Origin of the sequence: Clostridium tagluense (genome assembly GCF_003865095.1) — a bacterium.
GTDB classification, from domain to species: domain Bacteria; phylum Bacillota; class Clostridia; order Clostridiales; family Clostridiaceae; genus Clostridium_AD; species Clostridium_AD tagluense.
The window spans coordinates 54,969-67,018 of sequence record NZ_BHYK01000011.1; the positions used below are offsets into that span (position 1 = coordinate 54,969).

11 protein-coding genes are annotated in these 12,050 nt (G+C 30.9%); 10 read left to right on the forward strand and 1 reads right to left on the reverse strand.

The genetic code is table 11. The features are described 5' to 3' along the window. The first annotated feature begins 187 nt into the window (after nucleotides 1-187). The 10 genes from Ctaglu_RS11490 (at nucleotide 188) to Ctaglu_RS11535 (ending at nucleotide 10,346) form a co-directional block, all read left to right on the forward strand. Nucleotides 188-2,035: an FAD-dependent oxidoreductase gene (locus Ctaglu_RS11490; protein ID WP_125001634.1), complete on the forward strand. Its 1,848-nt coding sequence runs from the start codon at nucleotides 188-190 to the stop codon at nucleotides 2,033-2,035. A 158-nt stretch (nucleotides 2,036-2,193) separates the two neighbouring features. Then, on the forward strand, nucleotides 2,194-3,165 hold the full coding sequence (locus tag Ctaglu_RS11495) for a polyprenyl synthetase family protein (RefSeq protein WP_148097592.1): 972 nt from the start codon (nucleotides 2,194-2,196) through the stop codon (nucleotides 3,163-3,165). A 24-nt stretch (nucleotides 3,166-3,189) separates the two neighbouring features. After that, nucleotides 3,190-4,635: a menaquinone biosynthesis decarboxylase gene (locus tag Ctaglu_RS11500; RefSeq protein ID WP_125001639.1), complete on the forward strand. Its 1,446-nt coding sequence runs from the start codon at nucleotides 3,190-3,192 to the stop codon at nucleotides 4,633-4,635. Next, nucleotides 4,616-5,473, forward strand: a complete 858-nt coding sequence (locus tag Ctaglu_RS11505) for a UbiA-like polyprenyltransferase (protein WP_125001642.1) — start codon at nucleotides 4,616-4,618, stop codon at nucleotides 5,471-5,473. Before Ctaglu_RS11500 ends, Ctaglu_RS11505 begins: the two co-directional genes overlap by 20 nt. A 16-nt stretch (nucleotides 5,474-5,489) precedes the next feature. Continuing rightward, nucleotides 5,490-6,071: a UbiX family flavin prenyltransferase gene (locus tag Ctaglu_RS11510; RefSeq protein ID WP_125001645.1), complete on the forward strand. Its 582-nt coding sequence runs from the start codon at nucleotides 5,490-5,492 to the stop codon at nucleotides 6,069-6,071. Next, nucleotides 6,068-6,820 carry an ABC transporter ATP-binding protein gene (locus Ctaglu_RS11515; protein ID WP_125001648.1) on the forward strand — a complete coding sequence of 251 codons (753 nt, stop codon included), beginning with the start codon at nucleotides 6,068-6,070 and terminating at the stop codon, nucleotides 6,818-6,820. Before Ctaglu_RS11510 ends, Ctaglu_RS11515 begins: the two co-directional genes overlap by 4 nt. Beyond that, nucleotides 6,817-7,560, forward strand: coding sequence for an ABC transporter permease (locus Ctaglu_RS11520; RefSeq protein ID WP_125001652.1), 744 nt, complete (start codon nucleotides 6,817-6,819; stop codon nucleotides 7,558-7,560). The genes Ctaglu_RS11515 and Ctaglu_RS11520 overlap by 4 nt, the downstream gene beginning before the upstream one ends. A gap of 143 nt (nucleotides 7,561-7,703) precedes the next feature. Continuing rightward, on the forward strand, nucleotides 7,704-8,051 hold the full coding sequence (locus Ctaglu_RS11525; protein WP_164943627.1) for an FMN-binding protein: 348 nt from the start codon (nucleotides 7,704-7,706) through the stop codon (nucleotides 8,049-8,051). Nucleotides 8,052-8,074: 23 nt separating this feature from the next. Continuing rightward, a complete protein-coding gene (locus tag Ctaglu_RS11530; protein ID WP_125001658.1) occupies nucleotides 8,075-9,658 on the forward strand; it encodes an ATP-binding protein in 1,584 nt (527 codons plus the stop codon). Then, the gene (locus Ctaglu_RS11535; protein ID WP_125001661.1) at nucleotides 9,651-10,346 is read left to right on the forward strand and encodes a response regulator; all 696 of its coding nucleotides are present in this window, start codon (nucleotides 9,651-9,653) and stop codon (nucleotides 10,344-10,346) included. The genes Ctaglu_RS11530 and Ctaglu_RS11535 overlap by 8 nt, the downstream gene beginning before the upstream one ends. A 74-nt stretch (nucleotides 10,347-10,420) precedes the next feature. Here the strand turns inward: Ctaglu_RS11535 and Ctaglu_RS11540 are convergent, their stop codons facing one another. Then, a complete protein-coding gene (locus Ctaglu_RS11540) occupies nucleotides 10,421-11,599 on the reverse strand; it encodes a DUF4317 family protein (RefSeq protein WP_307720484.1) in 1,179 nt (392 codons plus the stop codon). Nucleotides 11,600-12,050 lie beyond the last annotated feature (451 nt).

The window sequence follows — 12,050 nt, forward strand, 5'->3', positions numbered from 1 at the left end:
TAAAGGTATTATGATAAAATTTTAACTAGTAAAGTTGAAAGAAATAAAGACTAAGTAAATATGTAAATAACGAGTGTAATTTATTTTAGGTTAATATTTTAATAATTTTATATTTTAGGCATTATAAACTATATTTTTGGTAAAAATAGTCCTATAATAACAATTCTCAAACTGAGGGGGATATAGTATGAGTGAAAAGAAAAGAATAGCTATACTTGGCGGAGGGTATGGTGGAGTATTAACGGCAAAGAAGCTTGCTAAAAAATTCAAAAAAGATGAAGAAGTTGAAATCACTCTTATAGACCAAAATCCATACCACACACTACTTACTGAACTTCATGAAGTAGCTGCAGGACGTGTTTCAGAGGATGCTATTAGGATTGATTTCAAAAAAATATTTGCAAAAAGAAAAGTAAAAGTTGTACTTGATGAAATTACTGATTTGGATTTTAAAAATAATGTACTAAAATCCGAAAACAATACCTATGAATATGATTATCTAGTAATTGGTGCTGGATGTAAGCCCACTTACTTTGGCGTAAAGGGAGCAGAAGAATTTTGCCAAAAATTATGGTCTTTTGAAGATGCTGTAGCACTTAAAGAACATATTCTTCAAATGTTTAGAAAAGCTGTAAAAGAAAAAAACAAAGAAGAAAGAAAAAAACTTCTAACTTTTATTGTTGTTGGTGGTGGATTCACAGGTGTTGAAATGATGGGAGAACTCGGTGAGTGGAAAGAGAGGTTATGTAAGGATTTTTACATAGAACAAGAGGAAGTAACTTTAATATTAGCAGATGACTTACCTAAAATATTACCTAATTTTCCTGATAAATTAATAGCAAAAACTAAAAAAAGACTTAATAAATTAGGGGTTACAGTGCTAACTAATGCTGGTGTTACAGAAGTTACAGGGGACACTGCTACAATAAGAAATAATGGTATTGTTAATACCTATACAGTAATTTGGACTGCTGGCGTTGAAGGCTCTGATATTATTGGTAAAATGGACATTCAGCAAAAGGGTAGAAAAAGAATAGTAACTGACGATAAATTGCGGTCTTTAGATTATAAAAATGTTTATGTTGTTGGTGATAACATTTTCTTTATTCCTGAAGGTGAAGAAAGACCTCTCCCACAAATGGTAGAAAATGCAGAAGAGTCTGCTGCATTAATTGCGCATAATGTTTATACAGACATAAAGGGTGGAGAAAAGAAATCCTATAAACCTTCATTCCATGGTGCAATGGTATGCGTTGGCGGAAAATATGGTGTAGCAAATGTTGGAGCTGGGAAAAACTTTTTTGCATTATCTGGATTCTTTGCATTATTTGTTAAACACTTTATAAATATTGTTTACTTTATCCAGGTCGCTGGGTTTAATAAATGCTGGTCATACTTATTACATGAATTTTTCCATGTTAAAGATAATAGAAGTTTTGTAGGTGGCTATTTTTCAAAATCCTCTCCAAACTTCTGGCTATTAGTACTTAGAATGTTCGTTGGTTACAAATGGCTAACAGAAGGACTTGAAAAATTACCTAAAATAATAGCTGATCCTTCAAAAATTTTCTTAATACCTGCACCAGTAGTTGATGGAGCAACAGCTGCAACAGCAGCAGCACCAGCGGCAGGAGCGGCACCAGTAGCAACATGGGTTGCATTACCGGTACCAGGTTTTATAGAAAAAATAGTTAAATGGTCTATGGATACTTTTTTTTATACAGGTGATGGTGGGTATACAGTTTTAGCTACAATTTTCCAAACCGGTATGGTAATTGCAGAAATATTAGTAGGAATAATGCTTATCGTTGGATTATTTAGCGCATTAGCTTCTCTTATGTCAGTTGCTATGGGTATTATGATTTGGACTTCAGGAATGGCTCCTACTGAAATGTTATGGTACTTATCAGCAGGAATTGCTCTTATAGGTGGATCTGGAAGTACTTTTGGTATGGATTACTATGTGTTACCAATACTTAAAAAGTACTGGAAGAGTATTGGATGGGTTAAAAAATCTTATTTATATGTTGATTAATACATATTTATACAATAGTTATGTAATTAAAAACTGAATTTTTTTAAATCTAATGTCCTTTTAAAAATAATTAAAAGGACATTTGGTTTTATAGTGGAATATTAATTAATAAGTAATATTTATTGGAAACTCAAAAAATAATTGGACAAGGTGATAAAATGAGTAAATTTTGGGAATGTTATCCTGATATTGCAGATGAATTAGAAAGTATAAAAAAGATAATTGTAGCTAATGTAAAATCTAGTGAAAAAGAATTTGATGAAGCTATTTTTCCACTGGTTAATGCAGGCGGAAAAATGTTAAGGCCAGCCTTTTTGCTACTGGCCGCAAAATTCGGAGAGTATGATAAGGACAAAATGCATAATTTAGGTGCAGCCATTGAAATGATGCACATGGCAACATTAGTGCATGATGACGTTGTAGATGAATCTAAACTTAGACGTGGTGTGGAAACAGTGCAACACAAATACAGCAAAGAATATGCAGTGTATATAGGTGATTTTTTATTTTGTCAATGCTTTATAATGCTATCTGGATTTGATTATTCCACTGAAAATTTAAGAGATATATCAAAAGCTATATCTAAAATATGTATGGGAGAAATAAGGCAATATAATATTAGATACCTAAGAAACACAAGCCTTAGAAAATACATAAAAATTATATCTGGAAAAACAGCAGCGCTATTTGCTATTAGCTTTTATACTGGTGCAAAGGAATCTAAATGTAGTGAGAAAACTTCAAAATTATTAGCAAGGGTTGGTTACTATATTGGAATGGCTTTTCAAATCATAGATGATTTGCTTGATTACAGTGGAGATGCGAGTAAACTAGGCAAAAATGCTCAAAGTGATTTAGTAAAAGGTTATTATACACTACCACTAATATATGCTATGGCAGAAGACTTCGAAAATAAAATTTCTATTATATTAGATAATACCTCATTAAATGATGAAGATGTAAAACAAATAACTATATTAATTGAAAAATATAATGGAATAGATAAAGCTCAAAACTTAGCGGATAAATATACAAAAAAAGCCTTTGATTATATTGAAAAATTACCTGACTGCGAAAGCAAAGAAATAATTAAAGCTGTAACAAAAAAATTATTAAATCGTAATTCCTAATAAAATATAGAAAGGGATGGTTATATGGCTTATAAAGATTTGCAGGATTTTATAAATCATTTAAGAGATAAAAAACTTTTAGATGAAATTGAAATCGAAGTGGATAGTGAGCTTGAAATTACGGAAATAGCTGATAGAGTTTCAAAAAAGTATGGTCATGCCTTGCTTTTTAAAAATGTAAAAAATTCAGAATACCCAGTATTAATTAATTCACTAGGAACCTACGAGCGAATGAATTACGGCCTGGAAGTAGAGAATCTTGATGATATTGCAGCAACTATAATGGATTTTATGGATGTAACTAATTATATAACCTTAATTAATAAGGTTAAATCTATTCCCAAACTTGCAAGACTTGCAAGAGTATTTCCTAAAAAAGTAAAAAACGCCCCTTGCCAAGAGGTAATAGAAGATGCAGACTTAAGTAAGCTTCCAATATTAAAGTGCTGGCCTAAAGATGGAGGGCGATACATAACACTTCCCCTAGTAATAACAGTAGATCCAGAAACTAATCAGCAAAATGTTGGAATGTACAGGCTTCAGGTATATGATAAAAATACTACTGGTATGCATTGGCATCTACATAAAGACGGAAAAGAGATATATGAAAAATATAGGAAGCTTGGATTGAAAATGCCTGTATCAGTAGCATTAGGCTGCGACCCAGCAACTATATATGCCGCCACTGCACCACTACCAAAAATGATAGATGAAATGATTTTTGCTGGATTTCTTAGAAAATCACCTGTAGAAATTGTTAAATCAATAACTAATGATATTTATGTACCTGCTAATGCTGAATTTATACTAGAGGGATATGTAGACTTAGATGAAAAGAGATTAGAAGGTCCCTTTGGTGACCATACAGGATATTATTCTCTTGAAGATATGTACCCAGTGTTTCACATTGAAAAGATTACAAGGAAAAAGCATCCAGTATATCCTACAACCATTGTAGGTAAGCCCCCTATGGAAGATTGTTATCTAGGAAAAGCTACAGAACGAATTTTTTTACCCTTAATGAAGGTTCAATGTCCTGAAATAATAGACATAAATTTCCCGCTAGAAGGTGTATTTCATAATTGTGTAATAGTTTCAATTAAAAAGGCCTATCCAAAGCATGCTCACAAAATTATGAATTCACTATGGGGACTTGGGCAGATGATGTATACAAAAATGATTATAGTTGTAGATGAAAATATAGATCCTCAGGATATCTCAACCGTAGCCTGGAAGGTATTTAATAATATAGATCCCAGTAGAGATATAGTAATTTCAGAAGGACCTTTAGATGCACTTGATCATGCATCAAATACTCCTTTTTATGGTTCAAGACTAGGTATAGATGCTACAAAAAAATGGCCATCAGAAGGACATTCAAGGCCTTGGCCAGATGATATAGAAATGTCTGAGGAAGTTAAAAAAATGGTAGATAAGAGGTGGAGTGAATATGGTATTAAAGAAACTTAAAAGCTATGGAGAGTTAGTTATGTTTTCCCATACATTATTTTCTCTTCCTTTCGCTTTAATATCAATGATTTGGGCAGCTAATGGGTTACCAGCAGCTGCTACAGTATTTTGGATATTAATTGCACTTGTTGGAGCTAGAAATGGGGCTAATGCTCTTAATAGAATTGTAGATAAGGATATTGATAAAAAGAATCCTAGGACTGCAAATAGACATTTGCCAAAGGGCCTGGTAAAGGATTATGAAGCTTTAGGAATAGTGCTACTGTGTTTCTTTATTTTTATAATAGCAGCCTATAAATTAAATCCTCTATGTTTTATGTTATCACCGGTGGCACTTTTTCTATTTATAATTTATTCTTATACTAAAAGATTTACATGGGTATGTCATATCATTCTAGGTATTACTTGTGGTGGCGCTCCTGTAGGAGCATGGCTTGCAGTAACAGGAAAATTTGCCATAGCACCAATTGTTTTAGGTGCTGTTGTGACATTGTGGGTAGCTGGTTTTGACATAATTTATGCAACTCAAGATATTGAATTTGATAGGAAAACCGGTTTGTTTTCTATACCCGCTAAATTTGGTTTAAAGGGTGCATTATGCATATCCTCTCTGTTTCACTTTATTACGGTTTTGCTTTTAATTAGTTTATATTTTATAATGCATAGAGGCTGGATATATTTATTTGGCATATTTATCAGCGCCATTTTGCTAATCTTAGAGCATTATATTGTGTCTCCAACAAACACAAAGAAGATGAAAATCGCTTCTTATAACATAAATCAAGTTGTAAGTGTTTGTATATTTATTTTTACTGTATTAGATTTTTTTATATTATAACTAAGAGGTGATTTGTTTGGGAAGATATATAGTAGGGATTACCGGAGCCAGTGGAAGTATCTACGGTGTACGGCTTATAGAAGAGTTAATAAAAGGTGATAATGAAGTTTATTTAGTTATTACAAATAACGGCAGAAAAGTTTTGGAATATGAGCTTGAAATTGATTTTGATGGATGGCTTAAAAATCTTAGTAATTCTAAAGGAAGGCTTAATTTATGTGATATAGAGGACATGTTTTCTTCTATAGCAAGTGGTTCCTTTAAGACTGATGGAATGGTAATTGTGCCCTGTTCAATGGGAACTCTTTCAAAAATAAGTAGCGGAACTTCCGATAATTTACTAATAAGAGCTGCAGACGTAATGATTAAAGAAAAAAGAAAATTGATTTTGATTCCAAGGGAAACTCCTCTTAGTTCTATTCATCTTCAGAACATGCTTTTTTTAAGCAATTTGAATGTTTTGATAATACCTCCTATGCCAGCCTTTTATGAAAAACCAAAAACTATTGAAGATATGGTAAATATCACTGTAGGGAGGATTCTTTCAAGCTTAAATGTAGATAATGAAATGTACCATGAGTGGGGCATAAATAAATGATAAAAATAAGTGATTTAAGTGTTTGTTATAAAAATGTGGACAAACATACCAAAGTCATAGAAAACGCGAATTTAACAGTAAAAAAAGGGGATATTTGTGCTATAATTGGCCCCTCTGGTGGTGGGAAATCAACTTTATTAAAAGTTCTAGCAGGAATTATTGTAGACTACACCGGTGAAGTTTTAATAGATGGAAAAGCAGTGAATCCTAAAACACATAGAATCGGATTAATACCTCAAAATTACGGACTAGTTAAATGGAAAACAGTAGAGCAGAACATATTTCTATCCGCGAAAATAAAAGATGGTAAAGGCCATATTGATATGGAATTTTATGAAAAACTGCTAGTGCAGTTAAAGCTTAAAGACTTTGTTAAAAGGTATCCAAGCCAGCTAAGTGGAGGACAAATGCAAAGAGTATCTATGGCTAGAGCTTTATTATTAAAACCAAATGTACTTTTAATGGATGAATCTTTTTCTGCCTTAGATGCTATGACCAGGGAAGACGTTCAAAAAATGTTTTTAGAGGTTTGGCAGGCACATAAGGTTACCACTATACTTGTAACCCATGATATTAAAGAAGCAATATATTTAGCAAAGAACATAGCTGTAATATCCGCATCCCCAGGAAAAATAGTTGAAGTTATAAGCAATCCCTTATTTGGAAAATTAAATAGGGAAGTTGATTTGGAGTACATACATATAAACAATGAACTTAGAAAAATCCTTAAAGGGGGCGAGGTAAAATGAGACTTAAAGAATATAAACTAGTTAACTTCGCAATTGCTTTTTTTATTATTTTTGGTTTGTGGCAAATAATAGCAATGATTATTAATAAGCCATTATTTCCACCCCCTTATGCAATAATAATAAATATATTTACAACTTTTAAAAGTGACATAGCAATCCATGTTGTTTATAGTTTTAATAGAATTATAGTAGGGTTGCTATTTACTTTGGTAATAGGTGTACCTGTAGGTATTTTAATGGGATATTTTAAAAAAATTGATTTAATATTTTCACCGGTTATATATTTTAATTATCCTATACCTAAGATAGCATTACTTCCTATAGTAATGCTTATTTTTGGCTTAGGCGATTTAACAAAAATAGTTATGATTTTCTTAATTACATTTTTTCCTGTAGTAGTTAATATACGAGATGAAGTAAAAAATATCCCTGAAGAGGTTTTTTACCCTATGTATTCATTAGGAGCAACGAATTTTCAAATAATGAAAGAGATTATTTTTCCAGGAATACTTAAAGCCTTATTAACATCTCTTCGAATAGGTATAGGTACCGCTATATCTGTTTTATTCTTTACTGAAAACTTTGGCACAGAGTATGGTATGGGGTATTTTATTATGGACTCTTGGATGAGGATTAACTATATTCAAATGTATTCAGGTATTTTAATCTTAAGTTTAATCGGCCTATTTTTCTTTATTATAACTGATGTTTTAGAAGGAATTTTTTGTCCCTGGAGATAAGATACCCACACTGATTTTAAAAATTTTATAATGCTTTATTAAAATGTATACTTGAAATGACACAAAAGTAGAAAAATGATATAATCATATTAATTGCTATTGACCCCAGAAAAACTAACGTGAATGACAAGGAGGAGACTTACTTGAGAAAATTAGTTATATTAGCATTATGGATAGTTTTAGCAACTGGACTCGTGGCTTGTGGTTCCAAAAATGTTATTTATAAGCAAGGAACCTATGAGGGAAACGCAGAAGGGCATATAGGACCCATAAAGGTTAAAATAGTAACGGATCAATATGAAATAAAGGAAATTGTGATATTATCGCAACAAGAAACTCCAGTGATAGCTGAAATAGTATATAAAAAAATCCCACCAAAAGTAATAAAAGCTAATAGTTCAGAGGTTCAAGTTGTTGCAGGAGCTACATATACAAGCAATGGACTTATTAAAGCTATTAAGGATGGGTTAAATAAAGCAAAAATAGAATAATCATAATATGAGGTGAAGTGCTATTGAAATTGCAGTATAAATTAACAATATTTATAAGCATTATAATATTTATGATCATTGGTGGAATAGGAATTGTTACTTATTATCAAGTGCAAAATTCTGTGGAAACTCAAATGGGTAATAATGCTATGGATTTAGCTGTAACTATTGCATCTATTGATATAATTGAAAAAACTTTAGCAACTTCTAAAGATTATGACACTGTTCAAAAAACTATAGAGAGTTTTAGAGAAAAAACTAGATTTCAATATATTATTGTTATGGATATGAAGGGAATAAAATATTCCTATCCCAATGGTAATTCTCTAGGCAGGAAATATGCTGACGGTGGAGAAGAGCAGGTGCTAAAAAAGGGTGAATCTTATGTGGCTAGGGACAGAAATGTTTTGATTTCGGCAACAAGAGCCTTTGTACCCATTTATTATAAGGGAGAACAAGTAGGTGCAGTTTTAGTGGGCCTTTTAACAGATACAGTATATGCTGAACTTGATTTCCATTTACTTTGTTTGAAAATAGCTTTAGTAGTTGGTCTTTTAATGGGCATAGTAGGTGCAGTTTTTTTATCAAATACAATAAAGAAAAGCATATTTGGCCTAGAGCCAAAGGAAATTGCACTACTACTGGGACAGAGGGATTTAATTTTGCAGAATCTAAAAAATGGAATTATAGCTATTGATAGTGATGGCAAAATAATACTCTTTAATAAAATAGCTAAGGAAATCTTAAAACTAGAAGATGAAAATATAGGCAAGAGTGTTGCTACTTTGAACTTAAATTATACAGATGAAATGATGGAAGTATTGAGGAATAAGGAAGCGGTATATAATCAAGAAATTAAAATGCGCCCGGGTAAAACACTTATGTGCAGTCATACCCTATTAAAAAATCATAAAGAAGAAATCATAGGTGTTGTCTCTAGTTTCCAGGACTTAACTGAGGTTGTGAACATGGCAGAAGAATTAACTGGAATTAAAAAAATGACTTCTGCTTTAAGAGCGCAAAATCATGAGTTTATGAATAAACTTCACACTATTTCAGGCCTAATACAATTAGAAGAGTATAATGAGGCTATTGAATATATTTCACATATATCCAAGCTTCGCGGAGAGGTTTCTGAAATTCTTAGCAAAAGAATTAAAAATACCCACATAGCAGGGCTCTTACTTGCCAAATATAATAAAGCAACAGAAGCTAAAATTTCTGTAGAAATTGATGCAAATTCTTATCTAGATGATATTCCTAAAAATATAACAGTAGATGAAATTTGCTCCGTAATTGGAAACTTAATAGAAAATTCTATAGAAGAATTAGTGAAATTTGAAAATGGTAAGATATCCATAAGATTAATATCCAATAGTGAATCACTTAGAATAAGAATTCAAGATAATGGTCCTGGAATTAGTGAAAATATAATAGATAAAGTTTTTGAGCGTGGATTTACAACCAAACCTGGTAACAGAGGATTTGGACTTAGTATTATAAAACAAATAGTAGATTATGCAGGCGGTGACATAAATGTTCTACAAGATAATGGAACTATATGGGATATATTTATACCAATGAAAAGGAGTAGATCATATGATTAAGGTTCTTATTGTTGAAGACGACCCTATGGTGAGAGAAATAAATGAAAAATTTCTAAAAAAAATAGAAGGGTTTACACTATATGACAGCGTGAACTCTATTGAAAAAGCAAAAGAAGTTATAATAAGTGGAAAACCTGACCTAATATTATTAGATGTTTTTTTTCCGCAGGGTCTAGGTACAGATTTATTAAAGTGGATACGACTAGAAAATTTAAAATGTGATGTTATATTAATTACTGCAGATAGGAATACAGAAACTGTTGAAGAAGCATTTCGATATGGAGTAGTAGATTATTTAGTAAAACCTTTTATATTCAATAGGTTTAAGGAGGCATTGCTTCAATTTAAAAGTAGAAAGAATAGTTTTAAAAATGTTGATAGTATGGAGCAAGAAATTATTGATAAATATACTATAAAAGAAAATAAACACGTCATAGAATATTATGAAAATATTGGTGACATTAAGGGATTTAATCAGTACACTTATGAAAAAATTATAGTGGGTATATCTGATATGAAAGATAAACCATTTACATCTGAGCAAATTGCAAAAAACATCGGAGTTTCTAGAATAACTGCTAGAAGGTACTTAGACTATTTAGAAAAAGAACAAAAGCTTGTGGTTGAAATGGAATACGGTAAAGTGGGTAGACCTAAAAACAAATATAGAATAAAAGGAGAATATTAGTGCAATTTAATATGCAGTAATATTCTCCTTTTAATATAAACATAAGAAGTAACATCACTGAGTAATGATACCTACTAAAATTCCTCTGTTTCTAAAATAAATCCTTCTATTACAACATCCTCATCAATTTCAATAAGTAGACATCTTCTACCATCACTATTTTTTACCTGCTTAACTGAATTTAAATCCTTAGGTGTTAATGTAATATTTGCAATTTCACTAGTAATCTTAATGGATTTTGAATTGAATTCAGGTACAATATTGTTTATCTTAAAATCATACTTTATACCACAAGTTTCAATGAAGGCAGTGTCTATATCAGATATAATCTGTGCTCCACAATTACTCAGAATATTTTTAATATCCTCAATTCCAATAGAGGGACTTTCACCACCTTCAGCTTGCTCGGCGAGTTCATGTATATTCACATAAATGTCCTGCATAAGTTCAGGTTTGATTTTTTCGCCGATTATGGATTTCAATATATCACCAAAGCAATTTTTCTCGTCTTCAGCAGTAAACTTAAAATCACAGTTAAGAACTTTCTCAATGAAATCACCATTTAATTCTTTAGGTTTTGAAGCATAATATAAAATTTTATTAATATCTGAATATCCATTGTTAAGAGTAGGGAACATGAAGCCCTCCAAGGGAGAATTAAGATTAATAACTGAATCTAAAGCCGAATTTGCTTTGAATTCCTTATCAGTATAATCAAATTTTAGAGTTCTCTTTGGTATCTCTATTTTATTTACACTCGCAAGAATGAAGTTAAAGGCTTGTACTGCATCATCAATGCTTTCATCAGCCTCCATATTTCTATGGTTAGAACCTAACCAATATTCAGCTTTAATAAAAGTAACCACCACATCAGTTTCATATTTATAATTAGCTGTAATTTTTTTAATAAGCTCATTAAGGGTGTTTTGAATTTCGTCTTTATCACTTGCTTTTAGTGCAGTGCCCAAAATCTTTTGAGTGTTATTTTCTTCTTCGATATTCTGAAAATCTAATTCGAAAATTTTTGTATCTATAGCGCCAGTAAGCACTTTCTTAAAATTACCTAAAAATAACTCTTTTTTATCCATATCCATTCTATCAAAAAAATCAAATTCTGAATGAATAACAGGCTCATAATCTATTTGCACATTATCTTTTTTTAGATAAACGCTATAAATTTCCTGAATTTTTATCATACCACTATCTAATTTAAATTCTTTTCTTATGTCTGCAATCTCTTTTTTATTCATCATAAAACCTCTTTTCATTGTTATTTTCTTTTATATGCTAAAATTATAACACAAAATTATGGAATGATATTATAAAATTTCCTATATTGATTAATAATAACTATTGACAAAGTATTATTAGCGTGTTATATTATAAATATAAGAAGCGCAACTTATCGTATATTTAGTAAAATCTTTAAACGAAACTTGATACCCCCAATAAATTGAAAAATAAGAGAGTGGGGTGAGATCATAAAAATATATAAAAACTATAAGTAGACTAAGAATTCAATGATGATTGCCATTGCAATCGGCTAAGAAGCCATTAAAGTAATTACTTAGGAATACAAGAGATAGCTTACCATAATAATTTAAGTTTAAGTTCCAACACAATACTAATTTAAACATTAAGATAAAAAGGTCAATATATAGTTTAAGGAGATAAAATATTGTTAAATATATTAAGAAAAGATAG

What these genes read in the sequence shown, in the direction of transcription:
- Ctaglu_RS11500 (WP_125001639.1), top strand. Translation starts at nt 3,190, where the DNA reads ATGGCTTATAAAGATTTGCAGGATTTTATAAATCATTTAAGAGATAAA.
- Ctaglu_RS11535 (WP_125001661.1), top strand. Translation starts at nt 9,651, where the DNA reads ATGATTAAGGTTCTTATTGTTGAAGACGACCCTATGGTGAGAGAAATA.
- Ctaglu_RS11515 (WP_125001648.1), top strand. Translation starts at nt 6,068, where the DNA reads ATGATAAAAATAAGTGATTTAAGTGTTTGTTATAAAAATGTGGACAAA.
- Ctaglu_RS11520 (WP_125001652.1), top strand. Translation starts at nt 6,817, where the DNA reads ATGAGACTTAAAGAATATAAACTAGTTAACTTCGCAATTGCTTTTTTT.
- Ctaglu_RS11495 (WP_148097592.1), top strand. Translation starts at nt 2,194, where the DNA reads ATGAGTAAATTTTGGGAATGTTATCCTGATATTGCAGATGAATTAGAA.
- Ctaglu_RS11490 (WP_125001634.1), top strand. Translation starts at nt 188, where the DNA reads ATGAGTGAAAAGAAAAGAATAGCTATACTTGGCGGAGGGTATGGTGGA.
- Ctaglu_RS11540 (WP_307720484.1), bottom strand. Translation starts at nt 11,599, where the DNA reads ATGATGAATAAAAAAGAGATTGCAGACATAAGAAAAGAATTTAAATTA.
- Ctaglu_RS11505 (WP_125001642.1), top strand. Translation starts at nt 4,616, where the DNA reads ATGGTATTAAAGAAACTTAAAAGCTATGGAGAGTTAGTTATGTTTTCC.